Source organism: Acinetobacter tjernbergiae DSM 14971 = CIP 107465 (assembly GCF_000374425.1).
In the GTDB taxonomy this organism is placed as follows: Bacteria; Pseudomonadota; Gammaproteobacteria; order Pseudomonadales; family Moraxellaceae; genus Acinetobacter; species Acinetobacter tjernbergiae.
The window spans coordinates 85,683-102,380 of record NZ_KB894360.1 but is presented as its reverse complement, the minus strand read 5'-3'; the positions used below and the strand labels follow the sequence as shown (position 1 = coordinate 102,380).

14 protein-coding genes are annotated in these 16,698 nt (G+C 38.5%); 5 read left to right on the top strand and 9 right to left on the bottom strand.

Annotated features, from left to right (window positions below):
• Nucleotides 1-226: 226 nt before the first annotated feature.
• The gene (locus C502_RS0107745) at nucleotides 227-760 is read right to left on the bottom strand and encodes a lecithin retinol acyltransferase family protein (protein WP_018678270.1); all 534 of its coding nucleotides are present in this window, start codon (nucleotides 758-760) and stop codon (nucleotides 227-229) included.
• 171 nt (nucleotides 761-931) lie between these two features.
• On the opposite strand from C502_RS0107745, the gene C502_RS0107740 reads away from it, so the two are divergent.
• The gene (locus C502_RS0107740) at nucleotides 932-1,672 is read left to right on the top strand and encodes a phosphodiester glycosidase family protein (protein ID WP_018678269.1); all 741 of its coding nucleotides are present in this window, start codon (nucleotides 932-934) and stop codon (nucleotides 1,670-1,672) included.
• Nucleotides 1,673-1,717: 45 nt separating this feature from the next.
• On the opposite strand, the gene C502_RS0107735 is transcribed toward C502_RS0107740, so the two are convergent.
• Complete coding sequence (locus C502_RS0107735; protein WP_018678268.1) at nucleotides 1,718-1,945, bottom strand: hypothetical protein; 228 nt, start codon at nucleotides 1,943-1,945, stop codon at nucleotides 1,718-1,720.
• A gap of 260 nt (nucleotides 1,946-2,205) precedes the next feature.
• Nucleotides 2,206-3,291 (bottom strand): tRNA (uridine(54)-C5)-methyltransferase TrmA, encoded by a 1,086-nt coding sequence (gene trmA, locus C502_RS0107730; RefSeq protein WP_018678267.1) that lies wholly within the window; start codon nucleotides 3,289-3,291, stop codon nucleotides 2,206-2,208.
• Between the two features lie 336 nt (nucleotides 3,292-3,627).
• Between trmA and C502_RS0107725 the strand changes: the two genes are divergently transcribed.
• Nucleotides 3,628-3,987: a hypothetical protein gene (locus C502_RS0107725; protein ID WP_023274759.1), complete on the top strand. Its 360-nt coding sequence runs from the start codon at nucleotides 3,628-3,630 to the stop codon at nucleotides 3,985-3,987.
• 56 nt (nucleotides 3,988-4,043) lie between these two features.
• Here C502_RS0107725 and putA read toward each other — a convergent pair whose 3' ends face one another.
• Nucleotides 4,044-7,805 (bottom strand): trifunctional transcriptional regulator/proline dehydrogenase/L-glutamate gamma-semialdehyde dehydrogenase, encoded by a 3,762-nt coding sequence (gene putA / locus C502_RS0107720; RefSeq protein ID WP_018678265.1) that lies wholly within the window; start codon nucleotides 7,803-7,805, stop codon nucleotides 4,044-4,046.
• A gap of 120 nt (nucleotides 7,806-7,925) precedes the next feature.
• Between putA and C502_RS0107715 the strand changes: the two genes are divergently transcribed.
• On the top strand, nucleotides 7,926-8,417 hold the full coding sequence (locus C502_RS0107715) for an Lrp/AsnC ligand binding domain-containing protein (RefSeq protein WP_018678264.1): 492 nt from the start codon (nucleotides 7,926-7,928) through the stop codon (nucleotides 8,415-8,417).
• Nucleotides 8,418-8,464: 47 nt separating this feature from the next.
• On the opposite strand, the gene putP is transcribed toward C502_RS0107715, so the two are convergent.
• Nucleotides 8,465-9,970 carry a sodium/proline symporter PutP gene (putP, locus tag C502_RS0107710; RefSeq protein ID WP_018678263.1) on the bottom strand — a complete coding sequence of 502 codons (1,506 nt, stop codon included), beginning with the start codon at nucleotides 9,968-9,970 and terminating at the stop codon, nucleotides 8,465-8,467.
• Nucleotides 9,971-10,454: 484 nt separating this feature from the next.
• Here putP and aspA point away from each other — a divergent pair, with 484 nt between their 5' ends.
• Entirely contained in the window at nucleotides 10,455-11,897 is a 1,443-nt protein-coding gene (gene aspA, locus C502_RS0107705; protein WP_018678262.1) for an aspartate ammonia-lyase, read from the top strand.
• Nucleotides 11,898-11,963: 66 nt separating this feature from the next.
• Here aspA and gcvH read toward each other — a convergent pair whose 3' ends face one another.
• From gcvH to C502_RS0107685, 4 genes are all read right to left on the bottom strand, one after another.
• Nucleotides 11,964-12,338: a glycine cleavage system protein GcvH gene (gene gcvH, locus C502_RS0107700; protein WP_018678261.1), complete on the bottom strand. Its 375-nt coding sequence runs from the start codon at nucleotides 12,336-12,338 to the stop codon at nucleotides 11,964-11,966.
• 72 nt (nucleotides 12,339-12,410) lie between these two features.
• A complete protein-coding gene (locus C502_RS0107695; RefSeq protein ID WP_018678260.1) occupies nucleotides 12,411-13,436 on the bottom strand; it encodes an AraC family transcriptional regulator in 1,026 nt (341 codons plus the stop codon).
• A 133-nt stretch (nucleotides 13,437-13,569) separates the two neighbouring features.
• A complete protein-coding gene (locus tag C502_RS0107690) occupies nucleotides 13,570-14,010 on the bottom strand; it encodes a MaoC family dehydratase (RefSeq protein WP_018678259.1) in 441 nt (146 codons plus the stop codon).
• A complete protein-coding gene (locus C502_RS0107685; protein WP_018678258.1) occupies nucleotides 14,010-15,860 on the bottom strand; it encodes an ABC transporter ATP-binding protein in 1,851 nt (616 codons plus the stop codon). The genes C502_RS0107690 and C502_RS0107685 overlap by 1 nt, the downstream gene beginning before the upstream one ends.
• 160 nt (nucleotides 15,861-16,020) lie before the next feature.
• Between C502_RS0107685 and C502_RS18175 the strand changes: the two genes are divergently transcribed.
• Nucleotides 16,021-16,587 (top strand): hypothetical protein, encoded by a 567-nt coding sequence (locus C502_RS18175; RefSeq protein ID WP_154650410.1) that lies wholly within the window; start codon nucleotides 16,021-16,023, stop codon nucleotides 16,585-16,587.
• The last annotated feature ends 111 nt before the right edge of the window (nucleotides 16,588-16,698 follow it).

The window sequence follows — 16,698 nt, the reverse complement described above, 5'->3', positions numbered from 1 at the left end:
AATCCTGATATAAGTAATCAAAAGCAAAGCTAGGCTTTTAGCCTGAAAATTCGCGTTGATAACCCATTTCAAATTTTCATTGAAATATGGTTATCAGATTACTGCTATCTCCAACATAGAACCCTCAACATGGAAGTGATACAAACTGTACCGAAACAAATATAGTGGATACAGGAATAGATGTAAATGGTTGTGTGAATTTTACTCTATTTAAATACGAAAGAAATTATTTTTTTGGCTCTTTTCCTTTGAGCTGTAAATGTACTGGAATGGATTTTTTTGCTTGGCGTCTTAGTATAAGTTTGATGTATAGTACGATCGCAAAGCAAGCTGTAGCAATGGTCAGCATTAGACTATTCATATAACTCATAATTGAGCTGACATAGCCAATGGTCGCAAGTCGACGTTGCATGCGTACAACTTGCGTACTCGATTCAATACCTGTGATTGCCCACGTACACAAGTGTTCGCAATTGTTAATAATCAAATGATACTGATTTTCATGCATGCGTGAACGCATGCGCCGAACAATTGCTTTGGCTTTGTAACGAGGAGATGGATAGTCTCTCGTATAAATTGGTTTTCCACGAGCAAAGCGTTGAATTGATGTTATTTCGATAGGATGCTTTTTGAAAACATGTGCAAAACCAGAATAGTGAATGACACGTCCACGACCTGCATAAATACCATGATGGCTATAACCAAAGTGTTTGACGATTAGATGTGTGCCGAGTGGGAAATGTTGTTGTGTTTGCTGCATACTCATACAAGGTCATTGTATTTACAAGTGTATTTTAATAAAAAAATATGAATCAATCGAGTTTATTTACACGCTGAACTATAAGATTGTGTGTATAGATTGTATCCAGTCTTTTTATGCATTATCACACTGTGGGAGAATGGGATCGGTCGATTTGAACAATATTAAACTATGCTTAGAAAATGGCTTATAGCTTCATGGATTGGTTTGTTTATTCCTTATGCATATGCGATGCAACAACAAACGATTCAAGTAGATGATATTTCTTACGATGTAATCAAAGTCGAGCATCTACAACAACTTCGATTGTTTTTAAAGAATCCAAAAACTGAACATTATTATCAGAAATTCTCTCATATTCAAAACGTACTTCCAGCATGTGAACAGTTAAATTTTGCAATGAATGCAGGGATGTATCACCCAGATTTCCAACCTGTAGGTTTGTATATCGAACAGGGTAAACAAATTATTGGGCTAAATGAGGCGGCAGGTTTTGGTAATTTTTTTATGCAACCAAATGGGGTTGTTGCTTGGAACAATAAATATGCTGTGATTAAAACAACAAGAGATTATAAATCTGATGGATTCAAGGCGCAGTTTGCGACACAATCTGGACCAATGTTGGTTTATAAGGCGAAAATCAATAGCCAATTTTTAGCCGATTCAAATTCTTTAAAAATAAGAAATGGTGTTGGAATTAAAAATAATCAACTGTACTTTGTGATCTCACAGCAACGGGTTAATTTTTATCAGCTTGCCCAATTCTTTCAGCAGCATTTAAAAATTGAAAATGCACTATATCTAGATGGTTCGATTTCAAGTTTATATTCGGCACAAACTAAACGCCATGATAAGCGTTTTAATTTAGGACCGATCGTAGCCGAGGTTGCTCAAAAGAATTGTAAGTCATGAGCCCCTAATCTTCTGATCATCAGAAGATTAGGGGGGAATTTATTTTTATTGGATTGGCGACTTGATCAGTGCAAGAAGCTCTTTACGACTATAGCCTCGAGAAATCAGGACTTTTTTGATGCCTTGGATTACATCGTCATCGGTTGCTTTTACTAAAGCATCCAGTAATTGTTCATTTGATTTGCAAGAATAATCATTTTCAACACAAGAAGTCTGATTCTTATGTTCATTATATTGCTGATCTGCATTCAACAATTTTTGCCAAAAACTCATAGAGCCTTCATATACAACCTAACATAGATCGAAATATAGCCACTTTAAAATAAAATACAAGTCAGCTTAAGTGATAAAAGCAGCAGTTGAACTTCAGTTATTTCGATAACTATTTAATTTTTTAACGGAATTGTGACAAATTGATGAATTTGACTTTGATAAATATCATTTTTTTAAATGGATGCAACAGATAAACTTTAATAAAAAATAGAGAGTTATATGAACTCTCTATTTATAATACTTACTTTGCAATAATTTGTTTAAATCTTTTCTAGTAATACGCCTGATTCAACATGATGTGTAAAAGGGAATTGATCGAACATGGCGAACTTAGTGACGCGATGCGTTTGAGTCAATGTTTTTAAATTGTCATGTAAAGTATCAGGGTTGCATGAAATGTAAATAATACGCTCAAAACCTTGTAATAATTTAAGCGTTTCGTCATCAATCCCTGCACGTGGCGGATCTACAAAAACCGTGTCAAAGTCATAACTTTGAATATCAATATCGGCTTCTTGCAAACGTCTAAATTCACGTTCACCTTGATATGCTTGGGTAAATTCTTCAGCAGATAAGCGTGCAACCTGAATATTTTCGATTTGGTTTTGTTCAATATTCCATTGCGCTGCATAAACCGAAGATTTTGCCAGTTCTGTTGCCAATACACGTTTAAATTTTAACGATAATGGCAGGGTAAAATTACCATTGCCACAGTACAGCTCTAAAAGGTCTTTTTTCGCGCCTTCAGCAGCATCACATGCCCATTCAAGCATGTTTCGGCACACTTGGGCATTGGGTTGAGTAAAGCTACTTTCAATTTGCTTATATTTAAAAGACCGTCCATGAACGTTAAGTTGTTCTACGACATAGTCCTCACCAATAATGACCTTTTGACCACGACTACGTCCCATAATCTTAATATTGAGTTTTTCAGCGAGTGCTTTTGCAGCGATTTCCCAATCAGCATCTAATTTACGATGGTAGATCAAAGTCACTAACATCTCACCACTTAAAGTAGCGAGGAAATCTGCTTCAAAAATACGTTGCGATAAAATGGGTGTTGCTTTTAGTTCTTGCAGTAAGCGCGGCATTAAGCCGTTAATGCTACGGTCTGCAATTGGAAACGCATCAACACGGACGACTTCTTTTTGCTTACCATCCTCAGCACGTTCAAACATGGCATAGAACAAATCATCTTCGGTATGCCAGATACGAAATTCTGCACGCATACGGAAATGTTGTTCAGGCGATTGAAATACTTCTAAAGTTTGTGGGGTGAACGATGCGAATTGTGTGGTGATTCGTTCAACTTTCTCTTGAAGTTGCTGTTGGTAGGATACGGTCATAAAAAAGAAAACTGTAGGTAAAACTAAAGAGGGAATGGTATCAAAAAATAAGATGAGTGTGTGGTTAAAGTCATTATTTAGTGATGTTCAAATTGTGCCAGTAGTAATTATTTTATGCCTCATATAAAAACATGAATAAATTGAGTTGTTGGATTTAAAAAATCGCTATTCTTTTTGCTAAATAGATGAGTTTTTACAATCTAAAGCAAGTTTTCAGCAATATTCGGACAATCTAATAATGTGTCAAAATTATAGCATTTGAATTAATAATTAGATTGAGCTTATCTATTTCTATACTTTAGATGGGTTTCGAACTTTAAAATGGTAAAGAAGAGTATGTTAATACGAGGTCAATCAACTCTAATAGATGTCGTGGATGATTTTGTAGCATCATTAGATGGTCAAAAAATGGATTTATTTATGAGATATATTCCTAATCGTATGTGGATTCAGGTTTTAGATTTTTATGATTATTTAATTTCTCGATATGATTTTTATAACTCGGGTGCATGGATTGCAGAATTAATCTCGGAGAATGATCCAGTAGGAGCAACACTTTGCCAAAAATTCTCATCTAATGGGCAAAATACATTTGAGTGGGAAGCAGGAGTTATTATTGATCTTGCTAGGGAAAAGCTTGGTATAACCTTTGAGTGGCAAAGGAAAAAATATGGGAATCCGAGTGATTCTTTTTAAATAAAAACCCGAACCATGTAAACATGATTCGGGCTGGGAGATTGAAGACTATAAACCTAGTCTTCAGATAAAGTCATTAAACTCGCATTACCGCCGGCAGCAGCAGTATTTACACTAATAGCGCGTTCAATGACTAGACGTTCTAGAGGAATCTGCTCATCTGTCTTGAGATGAGTAATGCCCACGATTGCTCCAGAACGGTTCGCAATTTTGGTTTGCAGGTCAGTCAATTGCTCGACAGAACCATGATGTAAAACCGCATCAAAAGCATCTTTTTCAATACTTGAAATGACGGTGATTGCAGCTAAGATATCTTTTGGTAAAGATTTCTGATGTTTTGCCAAGAACATATTGTCTTTTTGTACCGCAGCAGAACTACCCACCGCAAAAATTGCGAGGAGTTGTTGCAATTGGGCACGTTCATCATTTGCAATTGAAAGCACACGATGGCGAGGTAAGATAATGTATTGGTTGCTTTCACCCGTAGGGCCTTGCAACTCATAGAACTTACCAATACCAAATGCTGGAATCATTGGAATTGCTTGAGGCATATTTTGTTTTGCCCAAGACAATAAGTTTTGATAAGCAACATTGGATACAGCATCAAAGTGAGAGATTTCAGCTTTAACTGCAAATGGTGTTGCTAAAACTTTATCTGAACAATGTTCCATCAAGCGATACATATACAGTGGCCCACCTGCTTTTGGACCTGTACCTGATAAGCCTTCACCACCAAATGGTTGCACACCAACAACAGCACCTACGATGTTGCGGTTGATATATAAATTACCCACTTCGGCACGTTGAATCACAGTGTTGATAGTTTCATCAATACGTGTGTGTAGACCCATGGTTAAGCCATAGCCTTTAGCATTGATGCGATCAATCAGTTGCTCAAGTTCACCGTATTTATAGGTAATGATGTGCAAGACAGGACCAAAAACTTCGCGCTCTAAGTCATCAAGATTTGGTAATTCAATCGCTGTTGGCGGAACAAATGTCCCTTGCGCAAGTGCTTGTTGGCTTGCAGCATCGTTAAACATTAATTGATGAACTGGGTAGCCCTTAGATTTCATCTTTTGAATGTGTGTATCGATGGTTTGTTTGGCTTCAGTATCGATGACAGGACCAATGTCAGTTTTTAAGATCGCAGGATTGCCGACGATCAACTGTTGCATTGCACCTTTCAACATTTTGATCACAGTTGCAGCACTGTCTTCTTGCACACATAAGATACGAAGTGCAGAACAACGTTGACCCGCACTGTCAAATGCAGAGCTTACAACATCGAGAACAACTTGTTCCGTGAGTGCAGAAGAATCGACGATCATCGCATTTTGGCCACCCGTTTCCGCGATTAGCGGGATTGGTTGACCATTTGGAGATAAACGTTTTGCTACTGTTTTTTGCAAGATTTTCGCAACTTCGGTAGAACCCGTGAACATGATGCCTTGAATGCGATCATCTTGGCTCAATTGCGCACCAACTGTTTCACCGCGACCTGGAATAAGTTGAACCACGCCGTGTGGTACACCAGCTTCCCAAAGCATTTGCACGGCTTGTGCTGCGATCAATGGTGTTTGTTCAGCAGGTTTGGCAATCACACAGTTACCACTGACCAATGCAGCTGCAATCTGACCAGAGAAAATCGCAAGAGGGAAGTTCCATGGGCTAATACAAAGCACGGTACCCAATGGTTTTACCTGTGCATTTGTAGGTAAATTCTCAATCTGTGTTGCATAGTAACGTAAGAAGTCTACCGCTTCACGAACTTCTGCAATCGCATTGGCATAGGTTTTACCACTTTCACGGCAAAGTAAGACCATCAATTCTTGAATATGTGCTTCCATCAAATCAGCAGCGCGTTTCAGGCAAGCAGCGCGTTCTGTTTTATTTGTCGCAGCCCAGCTTTGCTCAGCTTGTACCGCTGCTTCTAGCGCCAGTTGTACATCAGCGCTAGTCGCTTCATTCACGTGACCCACAATTTCGCTATTTTGTGCAGGGTTTGTAATTGCAAGTGCATTACTTTCATCATGAACTGTCGATTCAAAACCAAGCAATGGTGCACTTTTCCAAACGTGGCTACGCAGTTTTTGTGCAGTTGCATCTAAATCTGTTAAAGGTTGATCATTGTTTAGATCAAAACCATTTGAGTTTGGACGTAATGGATAAAGATCATGCGGAAGTGGAATCGCAGGGTGTTTTAAGCCAAGCTGACCTTCTTCTTTTGCAGATGTTTGAATATCTTTGATTGGAGACTGAATCAGGTCTTCAACTTTTAGCGTCTTGTCTGCAATACGGTTGACGAATGATGTGTTTGCACCATTTTCAAGTAAACGACGAACTAAGTAAGCCAATAACGTTTCATGGTTTCCAACAGGCGCATAAACGCGACATGGCACACCAAGTTTATTGTCTTCTTTTGAACCAACCACTTGTTCATACAATGGCTCACCCATACCGTGTAGGCACTGGAACTCGTATTGACCAGGGTAGTATTTACTTGGGTCAGCAAGTGTATAAATCGTTGCAAGTGATTGCGCATTATGCGTTGCAAATTGCGGATACACTTGATCTGGTGCAGCAAGAAGTTTCTTCGCGCAAGCAATGTATGACAAATCCGTGTGAACTTTACGGGTAAACACAGGGTAGTCAGTCATACCCTCAATTTGCGCTTTCTTGATTTCGCTGTCCCAATATGCACCTTTTACCAAACGGATCATCAGGCGTTTGTTACTGCGTTTTGCAAGATCAACAATATAATCAACGACAAAGAAACAACGCTTTTGATACGCCTGAATAACGAAACCAATGCCTTTCCAATTCGCAAGTTTTGGTTCGAAACATAAACGCTCAAGCAATTCGAGTGAAATTTCTAAACGCTCTGATTCTTCAGCATCAATGTTTAAGCCGATATCGTATTGCTTTGCCAAACATGCAAGTGCAAAAACTTTGTTGTAAAGTTCATAATGTACACGATCAATTTGCGCACGTTGGTAACGTGGGTGCAACGCAGAAAGTTTAATCGAGATACCAGGACCTTCATATACACCACGACCATTTGATGCTTTACCAATGGCATGAATCGCTTGCGTGTAATCATTGTAATAACGCTCAGCATCATGGTCAGTCAGGGCTGCTTCGCCTAACATATCGTATGAGTAGCGGAAACCTTTGTGTTCAAATGGTTTTGCATGCTCAAGTGCTTCGTTGATCGTTTCACCCGTAACGAATTGCTCACCCATCATTCGCATGGCAACATCAACTGCTTTGCGAATGATACCACGACCACTACGTGCTAAAAGACCAGTCAAAACACTTGATAAACTGGTTTGTTTAGGTGTTTCCATTAACTTACCAGTAAGCATTAAACCCCAAGCCGCAGCGTTGACAAACATCAGGTTACTTTGACCTAAATGCTCTTTCCAGTTGCCTTGGTTGATTTTGTCGCGAATCAATAAATCGCGTGTTGCTGTATCTGGAATACGAAGCAATGCTTCTGCCAAACACATGAGTGCAACACCTTCCTGAGACGAAAGTGAAAACTCTTGTAGTAGACCTTGTACAATACCAGCCTTACCCGCCGAACTTTTACGTTCACGTAAGTTATGCGCAAGGCTAAAAGCCAATTCATAAATTTTTTGATCAAGCTCTAGAGAAATATTTGCTGCTTCAGCCAATTCTGTTACCGCTTCAGGCTCTGCACGTCGCCAAGCGGTATTAATGCGTTGCTCAAACTCACTTTTTTCTTTAAATTCGGTGATATAACCGTTTGTGTGAGCTGTGTCCATTTGTGCGGGGGTATCCAATGTATTCATACTAAATTCCAATAACAATCTCTAAAATATATTGAGTAGAGAGGTTTAGATAATTTATGATTACAGAATAAAACCCGAGTAACTCACTATAATTTACCTATTTTTTAGAGGAAAATTCCGTTGAATAGCCCTATTTATGCATTAGATCGTACTGATCTAAAAATTCTGGATATTCTTCAAACAGATGGGAGAATTTCTAACAGTAAACTCGCTGAGTTAGTGAACCTTTCACCAACAGCAGTGATGGCACGTGTCCAAAAGCTAACCAAAGATGAATTTATCTTGGGATATGAGGCAAAACTCAATCCGAGTAAGTTAAATGCGAGTTTTCTTGTGTTTGTTGAAGTGCTTTTAGATAAAACCACACCGAACGTACTTGATGATTTCATTGATGCGGTGACGCAGTATCCTGAAATTGTCGAATGTCATATGGTGAGTGGAGGATTTGACTTCCTGATCAAATTGCGTAGTGCAGGGATGGAAGAGTTTCGTCGTATTGCGGGGCAAATTTTATGGCAACTTCCAGGGGTAAAAGAAACGCGAAGTTATCCAGTCATGCAGGTGGTCAAAGACAGTTCGAAGATCAAAATTAAATCACGAACCAAATTTTAAGTAAAAAATTAGGGGCTCGAAAGCCCCTTAAATTTTACTCAGAAATATTATTTCATTTCTCTGGTATAGATTTCATCTGCTTCTTCAAAGCGACTAGTGACTGCTGCACTTGGAGTTTTGCCAAGTAAGCTCACCACAACAATACTCACTAAGGCAAAAATGAAACCAGGAATAATTTCATAAATACCAGTACTAGCAAATAAATTTTTCCACACAATAACCGTAACTGCACCAACGATCATACCGATCAAAGCGCCATTTAGAGTCATGCGTTTCCAGAACAATGACATAATAATCAATGGACCAAAAGCAGCACCGAAGCCAGCCCAAGCATAAGAAACTAAGCCAAGTACTTTACTTTCAGGGTTTTGAGCTAAAGCAAGCGCGAGCATAGCAACGGCAAGTACCATTGCACGACCAATCCAAACTAACTCTTTTTGCGATGCATTTTTACGGATAAAGCCCTTGTACAAATCTTCTGTCAAGGCACTTGAACAAACCAGTAACTGACAACTCAAGGTACTCATGACTGCAGATAAAATCGCAGCAAGGATCACGCCTACAACCCACGGATTGAATAAAATCTTGGTGAGTTCCATAAACACAGTTTCTGGATTGGCAGTGACAACTGCTGCAAGCTCAGGATGTTGTTGGAAATATGCAATGCCGATAAAACCAGAACCGACAGCACCCGCCAAACATAAAATCATCCATGTCATACCAATACGACGAGCGGCAGGGATTGATTTAACTGAATCAGCCGCCATAAAACGGACTAAAATATGCGGTTGACCAAAGTAGCCTAAGCCCCACGCGGCTGCTGAAAGAATCCCAACAATACTTTCAATATTTAGATTTGAAACAAAATCATAAGCATGTGGACGAGCAGTTTCAACGATGGCGGTAAATTCTTCAACACCAATGCCTAATGACATGTATGTAAAGATTGGAAGTAATAATAACGCGAAAATCATTAAGCCTGCTTGGAAAGTATCTGTCCAGCTAATTGCCAAGAAACCACCAATACAAACATAACCAATCGTTGCAAATGCACCTAACCATAAAGCGGTTTGATACGGCAAATGGAACAATGTTTCAAATAAACGCGCACCTGCCACCATACCTGAAGCGCAATAGATCGCAAAAAAGATCAGGATAATCAGTGCAGAAGTAACACGTAAGATCTTCTTCTGATCATCAAAACGACCTGTGAAATAATCTGGTAATGTGAGGGCGTTATTCTGGACCTCGGTATGTACACGTAACCGTCCTGCAACCAGATACCAGTTGAGCCATGCACCAATGATCAAGCCAATAGCAATCCAAGATTCTGACAATCCTGTCAAATAAATTGCACCAGGTAAACCCATGAGTAACCAACCACTCATATCGGACGCACCTGCAGATAAAGCGGTGACAAAACTGCCTAAACTTCGTCCTCCAAGGATATAATCATCAAGATTTTTGGTGGAAAAATAGGCGTATAAGCCGATGCCAAGCATGGCGAGAATATACACCACAAATACAACAACAGTGGGATTCGAAAAATTCATAATGGATGCCTGTCCTTACTTATCCATAATTGTGCAATCACATCTGAATAGCCAAAAAAATGATTTACTATTCTAATAAGACTGATAAGGCCACAGATTCAAGCACGAATGATTTTTAAAATACCATTGTGTTTTTGTATATCATTTGTTTATTTTGTGTAATTTAAATTAAGTGCATGAATCTTAATTTTTAAATCCAGAAAACAGTACTTTTTTTGCATCATTATGCGGAATGATGTGGTTTAAAAATATTCAATATATTTCAAAATATTACAATGAAAGAAAAATGACTGAAAGAACAGAAGCTTTTGAGTATGAAAATGTCATGAATTTACGACACATGTTGTTACATAAGCAACAATGCAGAGAAATTCCATCATAAAAAGCTCGTAATGTTAAGCAATTCTGCTAATGAAAATTAAGTTGGAATCTTTCATATTATTACTTTGCACTATTAGGGTGCATTGCCTGAGAGAAATGGAAAGTGGATACGGTTCAAACAGCAACTATAAGAATAGAGCATGATCTGCTTGGTGCAAAAGAAGTACCAGTTGATTGTTATTACGGAATTCATACCTTACGCGCAATTGAAAATTTTAAGATTTCATCGCAAAAAGTTGGAACAAATAGCTATTTCATTCGAGCGTTGGCGCAAGTGAAAAAAGCTTCAGCTCAAGCGAACTTAAATTTTGGAAAATTAACGGAAGATCAAAGCTTGGCGATTCAACGCGCTTGTGATGTTTTAATTCATGAAACTGAAAAATGGCAAGGCTCGTTTCCAATTGATGTTTATCAGGGTGGAGCGGGTACATCTATTAATATGAATACCAATGAAGTGATTGCCAATATTGCACTTGAATCATTAGGTCATCAAAAAGGTCAATATGATGTGATTCATCCAAATGATCATGTCAATAAATCACAATCAACCAACGATGTTTATCCAACCGCAATTCGCTTATCGACTTATTGTTCTTTAGATGCTTTGTTCGGTCAAATGGATAACTTAATTACCTCATTTGAAAATAAAGCGATTGAGTTCCGTTATATTTTAAAAATGGGGCGGACTCAGCTTCAAGATGCTGTGCCGATGACACTTGGGCAAGAGTTTCATGCATTTGCAACGTTATTAAAAGAAGATGTACGGCTCATTAAGCGTACTCGTGAGTTGTTACTTGAAGTAAATTTAGGTGCAACTGCAATCGGGACGGGTGTAAACACACCTAAAGGTTATGCTGTAAAAGTTATTTCTTGTTTGAAAGAAATTTCAGGTTTAAATCTGGTGGGTGCAGAAGATTATGTTGAAGCAACCAGTGATTGTGGCGTATTTATTATTTTATCAAGTGCCTTAAAACGTCTTGCATGTAAACTTTCAAAAATTAGTAATGACTTGCGTTTGTTGAGTTCAGGGCCGCGTACAGGTTTTGGTGAAATTCAATTACCTGAATTACAAGCAGGTTCATCCATCATGCCTGCAAAAGTAAATCCAGTGATTCCCGAAGTTGTGAATCAGATTGCATTCAAAGTGATTGGTAATGATTTAACCATTACCTTTGCTGCTGAAGCAGGTCAATTGCAACTTAATGTAATGGAACCTGTGATCGCAATTTCTTTGAATGAGTCAATTGAATTGCTGACCCATGCGATTCAAAGCTTAGATGAAAAATGTGTACGTGGTATTAAAGCACATGAGCAAGCGTGTCATGATGCGGTGATGCGTAGTGTCGGAATTATTACTTTGCTTGATCCATTATTGGGTCATGCTTTGTGTGATGAAATTGGTAAGCAATGTATTGCAGAAAATAAAACTATTCAAGAAGTGGTTTTAGAGCGAGGTTTACTGACCCAAGCACAACTTGATGAGATATTCTCTTTTGAAAACTTGGTTTCGGAAGTCAATGGTATACAAGTGGATTACGTGGCTTAAATCTTAGGCTGAGCATTTAAAAAGCCCAATTCAATTGGGCTTTTTAATATTTAGATTTATAAATAATTATAAACCTGACTCGTATTCTTCATTTGAAAGAAGTTTTTCAACATCAGACATATTGTCAGGTTTGATTTTATAGATCCAACCTTTGCTATATGGTTCTTCATTGACAAAATCAGGATCATCTTCAAGATCGGTATTTACTTCAACAACTGTACCTGAAACAGGTGCATGAATGTCAGATGCAGTTTTTACTGATTCAACAGTACCTGCTTGCTCTGTTGCAGTTACGTGTTTACCTACTTCAGGCGCTTCCACATAAACTAAATCACCTAATTCTGCTTGGGCATGGTCACTAATACCAGTAACGACTAAATCACCTTCGATTCGTACCCATTCATGTGTACGTGCATATTTCAAATCTGCTGGATGATTCATTACAACTCCTTAACAATCTGTTGCATCATTTTATTTGGCTTTATACAGGTTTTTTAATAAAAACAAAAGTCTTTACAAATACGGGTCTTTGCGCCAGTTACTTGGGCTACGACCACTCCAACGCTTAAATGCACGGCTAAAGTTGGCTACATCAGAATAACCCAGTTCATCAGCAATTTGTTCCAAACTATAATCGGTTCGTGACAGTAAGGAAGTTGCATGGCGATAACGAACTTCATCAACTAGGGTGGAGAAGGAGGTTCCTTCTGCTGCTAATTGACGTTTTAAAGTACGGTCAGACATATGCAAACGATCAGCAACACTTTCAATGCTTAAATAATGTTGTTCCGAATTGGTCAAAATATCACGAACACGCATTGCGAGACGACGACGTTCGCCTAAAGCTGATAATTCAGTTTCGCATTGATTAATCGCAATTTGGCTCGCAATCGGATCTGCATTAACCATTTTCAAACCGAGGTATTTTTTATCAAAGCTTGAAATTAAATGTGGCTGATTAAAGCGCACCGTACTGGTGAGTTTGTCGCGGTATTTATCAAATCCAGCGGGCTCAGGAAAATCTAAATCAACTTCACCATTTAAATCTTCAATTCCAGTAAGGGCTTTTGCCATGGTCATAATACCAATGGTTAAGCCTAAAATAATTTCACTACGCAGAGGCTCAACTTCAATGTCACATTGTAATTGTAATGTGGCTTTAGGGCCAAAGGTAGAAAAATAGAGCTGTAAAAAAGGCAAGCGTAATTGAATAAAACGGCTTGCTAGTGCAATGGCATCGGTAATGTCATGTGCAGTCATAATGGCATAGCCAATAAAACCATGAATCGAAATACGCATTTGCGTACCCAAATGAAAGCCGAGTGTACTTTCACCCGTGAGGCGCAAGGAATGCTTCACCAACTCATTCGCGATTGGTGTTGGAATTCTATAGTTTGGATCAGCCAGTTGTTCGCTCGTTAAATGAAAGGGAGCAAATAAAGTTTCGTCGCTATATCCCCAGCGAGAAACAACGTCTAATAGCAATAAGCCATAGACGCCTGGTATACCTTGATCTTGACGAGTTGAGGTTGTTTTCATGTGCTTTCCGTGGCGCTCATCAATTTTGCCAATATCTTTTAAACATTTAAGTCCTAAACATATTTACATGAAATAAAATAATCAATCATAAAAATTGTTGGACAAGGAGCTGAGTCCCATTAATATTCAAAAATCAACTTGGTTTTCTAAAGACCATAATTTTGGTTGTTGATATTAATAGCACATCACCATGTTGGTTCAAAGCTTGAGTAACGTAACTGACGATACCACGATCAGTTTTGGTTTTAGATGGCACGATTGCAGTAATTTCAATTTCGACATGAATTTTATCGCCAACACGAGTAGGGCGAGGCCAACGAAGGCTAGATTCAGAACCCAGTAATCCGCCTGCGATCGGGAAGCACTCTGTCCATAAACGCATGGTTACTGCTGAAGTATGCCAGCCACTTGCCGCTAAACCTTGAAAAATAGGATGTTGTTCAGCAGCGTGTTCATCTAAATGAAAGGGCTGAGGGTCGTATAGGCTCGCAAATTGTTTAACTTCTTCAAGTGTCATTTCATAGTCACGGCTGATGAAACGATCTCCAATATTTAAGTCTTCTAAATACAACATTATTCTGTATCCTGAGCCACCACTCGTTGTTCAACTAAAAAACCGCCCGTTTGACGTTTCCATAGTTGAGCATACAAGCCATCATTTGCAATAAGTTCCTCATGCGTACCTTGTTCTGCAATTTTGCCTTGATCAAGGACAATGAGGCGATCCATTTGAGCAATAGTAGATAAACGGTGCGCAATTGCAATGACCGTTTTGCCAACCATTAAGTCATTTAAACTGCTTTGAATCGCGGCTTCAACTTCTGAGTCGAGTGCACTGGTTGCTTCATCTAAAATCAGAATTGGTGCATCTTTTAGAAAAACTCTTGAAATTGCAATACGTTGGCGTTGCCCACCAGAAAGCTTTACACCACGTTCGCCGACATAAGCATCAAAACCAACACGACCTTTTTGATCCGTCAATTGTGGAATGAATTCTTCGGCTTTGGCTTTTTTGACAGCAAGTTGAATTTCGGCCTCAGTTGCATTTGGACGACCATATTTAATATTTTCTGCAACAGTACGATGAAGTAGAGAGGTATCTTGAGTTACAAGTGCAATATTGGCACGTAAGCTATCTTGTGTGACATCATGAATACTTTGACCATCAATCAAAATGCGACCTTGATTCAGCTTGTAGAAATGCAAGAGTAATTGAATCAGTGTGGATTTGCCTGCTCCAGAACGCCCAACGATACCAATTTTCTCGCCTGGTTTAATGGTGAGATTAAAATGATCGATGACATTCTTTTGATTATAAGCAAAACTCACATCTTCAAAACGAATCTCACCATGTTGAACTTTGAGTTCAGTTGCATCTTTTTTGTCTTGAATCTGGATCTGTTTACCTAAAGTTTTCATCCCATCCTGAATCGTACCGACATTTTCAAAAAGCATTGTGATGTGCCACATAATGAATTCTGCCAAACTATCCAGTTTTAATACCATCGCCGTCGTTGCGGCAATGACACCAATCGCAGCTTGACCTTGTGTCCATAACCAAACAGAAGTGCCAATCACGCCAATAAAGAGAAAAGCACTGAGTAAACGAATGCTAATTTGGTATTTCACGCCTAAACGCATTTGCTTATAAACAGTGACCATAAACTCTTGCATTGATTCTTTTGCATATTGGCTTTCACGACCAGCATGGGCAAATAATTTCACAGTCTGAATATTGGTATAAGCGTCTGTAACACGACCTGTCATGATGGCACGAGCATCGGCTTGTTCTTGTGAGATTTTACCTAGACGAGGAATGAAATAACTCGCAATTGCAATAAATAATGTGAGCCATAAAAATAATGGAATGATTAAAACAGGAGCAATTGAACCCAAGACTAAACTGATGGTAATAAAGTAGATCAGCACATAGACCAACATATCACCTAGAATCATCCAAAATTCACGAACTGCTAATGCAGTTTGCATGACTTTGGCAGACAAACGGCCTGCAAAATCAGTGTGGAAAAAGTCTAAACTCTGTTGTAATAATAAATTGTGGAAGCGCCAACGCATTCGCATCGGAAAATTACTAAACAGAACTTGGTGTTTGAGAATAGATTGCAAACTTACAAAGAAAATATTGGCACATAAGATACTGATGAGAATTGTTAAATTTTGCTGATTAGTCTCTAAAAACGTATTCGGTTGGCTTTTGGTGAGCCAATCGACCAGCTTACCGATATAAGAAAAGAACAACGCTTCGAAACAGGCTGCTGCTGCTGTACATGCAATCAGCAAAAAGAGGAAAGGTCTTATGCCTTGAGTTGATTGCCACACAAAAGCAAAAAATGTGGTAGGTAATGGTTTGTTTAAGTCTTTGGTTGGGTAGGGATCAACTAATTTTTCAAACCATTGCAGCATTGTTTCTTTCCCTTTTCTTTAAACTATTGATAGTCAATGTTTAAATAATTAACTTTTTAAAAACATTAGTTTATGATTGATTGGTTTGCTGTTTAAACATGTGTGAAAGTGTTTAAACATGTGCGAAACACTTTTATTTTACGCCAAAGTTTACGCCATAATGAAAAAAACAGAAAGGCGTAAAATTATGGGTTCAATAAGGTCTAGAAGTCTTGCTGATGGTACGATTCGGTATCGAGCTGAAATTCGAATTAATTGCAAGGATCATCCTGAGTTCAAGGAAAGCAAGACCTTTAGTTCCCGTAGAATAGCAGAAAACTGGTTGTATAAAAGGGAAAAGGAATTAAACAAGAATCCTGAGCTTTTGGTTGGAAAGAATAGTTCGCATAATTTAACAATCGGTCAAGCTATTGAAAAATACCTTGTTGAGGTTGATGGGGTCTATAGTAAAAGTAAAGTAAACACACTTAAACTTTTGCAAAAATTACCCATAGCTAAAAGAGCAATTAATTTATTAAAGCCTCTTGATATTTCTAACCATGTAAATTTAAGGAAAGAAGGATATTTAAAATTAGAACTTCGTAGTGTCTCTCCAAGCACAATCCAAAATGAGTTATTGCAGATCAGAAGTGTTTTGGCTCACGCATCTAAGGTCATCCACCGACTCCACGAAATATTGGCAGAACTCGATACGCAGATCCACCAGTGCGTAGACGACAAGAGGTAAACCCCATGAGCTTAGATCAAAGAATATATTGTGATTTATGTCATACCCAAGAAATATTTAATCCGATTTACAGAATGAATTCTCAGTTTCGGCTGTGTGTAGAGTGTGCTA

Excerpts from the sequence above, each read along its gene's own strand:
- C502_RS0107745 (WP_018678270.1), bottom strand. The coding sequence starts at position 760 with ATGCAGCAAACACAACAACATTTCCCACTCGGCACACATCTAATCGTC.
- C502_RS0107740 (WP_018678269.1), top strand. The coding sequence starts at position 932 with ATGCTTAGAAAATGGCTTATAGCTTCATGGATTGGTTTGTTTATTCCT.
- C502_RS0107690 (WP_018678259.1), bottom strand. The coding sequence starts at position 14,010 with ATGTTGTATTTAGAAGACTTAAATATTGGAGATCGTTTCATCAGCCGT.
- C502_RS18175 (WP_154650410.1), top strand. The coding sequence starts at position 16,021 with ATGAAAAAAACAGAAAGGCGTAAAATTATGGGTTCAATAAGGTCTAGA.
- putP (WP_018678263.1), bottom strand. The coding sequence starts at position 9,970 with ATGAATTTTTCGAATCCCACTGTTGTTGTATTTGTGGTGTATATTCTC.
- C502_RS0107735 (WP_018678268.1), bottom strand. The coding sequence starts at position 1,945 with ATGAGTTTTTGGCAAAAATTGTTGAATGCAGATCAGCAATATAATGAA.
- trmA (WP_018678267.1), bottom strand. The coding sequence starts at position 3,291 with ATGACCGTATCCTACCAACAGCAACTTCAAGAGAAAGTTGAACGAATC.
- putA (WP_018678265.1), bottom strand. The coding sequence starts at position 7,805 with ATGAATACATTGGATACCCCCGCACAAATGGACACAGCTCACACAAAC.
- C502_RS0107695 (WP_018678260.1), bottom strand. The coding sequence starts at position 13,436 with ATGAAAACAACCTCAACTCGTCAAGATCAAGGTATACCAGGCGTCTAT.
- C502_RS0107725 (WP_023274759.1), top strand. The coding sequence starts at position 3,628 with ATGTTAATACGAGGTCAATCAACTCTAATAGATGTCGTGGATGATTTT.
- C502_RS0107685 (WP_018678258.1), bottom strand. The coding sequence starts at position 15,860 with ATGCTGCAATGGTTTGAAAAATTAGTTGATCCCTACCCAACCAAAGAC.
- gcvH (WP_018678261.1), bottom strand. The coding sequence starts at position 12,338 with ATGAATCATCCAGCAGATTTGAAATATGCACGTACACATGAATGGGTA.